The following is a 1,279-nucleotide window of genomic DNA, read 5'->3' as shown; positions in this document are numbered from 1 at the left end:
AGCTCGTTGGGTGCGCAAAGGCAGGCACTATCCCTCGGTTGAGCTGGCGATGGCATAGGAGTATCTCTTAGATAGTTATTTCAAGATTGATAAAGTAATAGATGGTCTGGTATATGGATAGAGCGAATGCTCTCGCTCTGGGAGTGTGCCTTTCAGTATGTCTTGTTGTTTGCTCTTGCCGTAGCAAAGAGCAACGAGCAGTTCATAGAGTATGTCCTACGACTTATATGCCCCAGGAATTGGATCAGCTCTATCAGCCTCTTTGCCGGGATAGCTTCATCTTGCAGGAGCTACATGATGAGTTTAGAAATCCGACAGAGAGGCTCTTCCCTATGGAGCAACGGATGGCTCATAAGACCTGGATCCTAGAGTTTACGTGGCGGGAGAAGGCTGATAGCCTCATCACCGTCTGGTATGTAAGAGAAGCTGACACGCTGAGGAAGCTGAGACACTTCAGATTCTCAGAGCATGATGAGTTCTAAGCACCTTCCCAGGTTAGCTCAATAGCCTGTTGCTCAAGGATGATTATTTGCTGGGAGTACTGCTCTAAGCGTTGAAGCATTACCTGTGCTGCCTTGACCGAGTGGTAGCTGTTGATAGCCTTTACTGTTTGGTTACAGAGGATGCCGATCTCATGTATCTGCGCTATGATGTTGGAGAGTTTGCGGTAGTACGCCACTGCAGATTTATCCTCGGTGATGGCCTTGAAACTTTCATCTAGTAAGCGAGCTCGGAGGAAGTCTGACTTCGTTTCAGCTCCCGATTTATGGAAGAGAGCGATGACTTTTATTGGTCTTTGGGATTGGGTAGGCGTACATGCCAGTTATCCCAGCGTTCTATGCTCATATTTCTTTTGGGTTCATTGATTACGACTTCGGGGTAATCGCTCCCTCGCACTGAGGCAAGGTTTTTTTGTGGTACAAACTGCAGTTTGTGTTACAAAGACACACCTTGCAGTAGAAAGAGTGGATGCTTCATAGCTTTGCTCTATCTCTCGAGATGCAGTGCTTGCGATTGCTTCAGTGATCTCCCGCTTATTGTCTCGCTCGTGATAGGATCTGATTCATCACTCCCTCTCTCGATATGTATGGCGCTTGGGTTAAGGATATCCGCCCCCAAGTCAAGTGTATCGAGCTTTCTCTTTCTCTTCAACACTCATCATCCTCCAGTATATACGCCCCATCCTCCAAGTTAATGCGGTAATGGGAGGAGGAGCTATCTCCTTTTCCTTTCGTCGGAGATATGGTAGACAGGGAGAAAGGTACTGAACTCCTGGATT

The 1,279-nt window shown here is 47.3% G+C and carries 1 protein-coding gene and 1 pseudogene; one reads left to right on the top strand and one right to left on the bottom strand.

Annotated features, from left to right (window positions below):
• Nucleotides 1-227 precede the first annotated feature (227 nt).
• Nucleotides 228-482: a hypothetical protein gene (locus HMPREF1556_RS06515; RefSeq protein ID WP_021667592.1), complete on the top strand. Its 255-nt coding sequence runs from the start codon at nucleotides 228-230 to the stop codon at nucleotides 480-482.
• Here the strand turns inward: HMPREF1556_RS06515 and HMPREF1556_RS06510 are convergent.
• Nucleotides 479-846: pseudogene (locus tag HMPREF1556_RS06510) on the bottom strand (hypothetical protein). The gene HMPREF1556_RS06515 and the pseudogene HMPREF1556_RS06510 overlap by 4 nt on opposite strands.
• Nucleotides 847-1,279 lie beyond the last annotated feature (433 nt).

It is taken from the genome of Porphyromonas sp. oral taxon 278 str. W7784, assembly GCF_000467855.2.
Classification (GTDB): domain Bacteria; phylum Bacteroidota; class Bacteroidia; order Bacteroidales; family Porphyromonadaceae; genus Porphyromonas.
The sequence above is the reverse complement of the archived record's forward strand: the minus strand, read 5'-3'. Positions and strand labels throughout refer to the sequence as shown.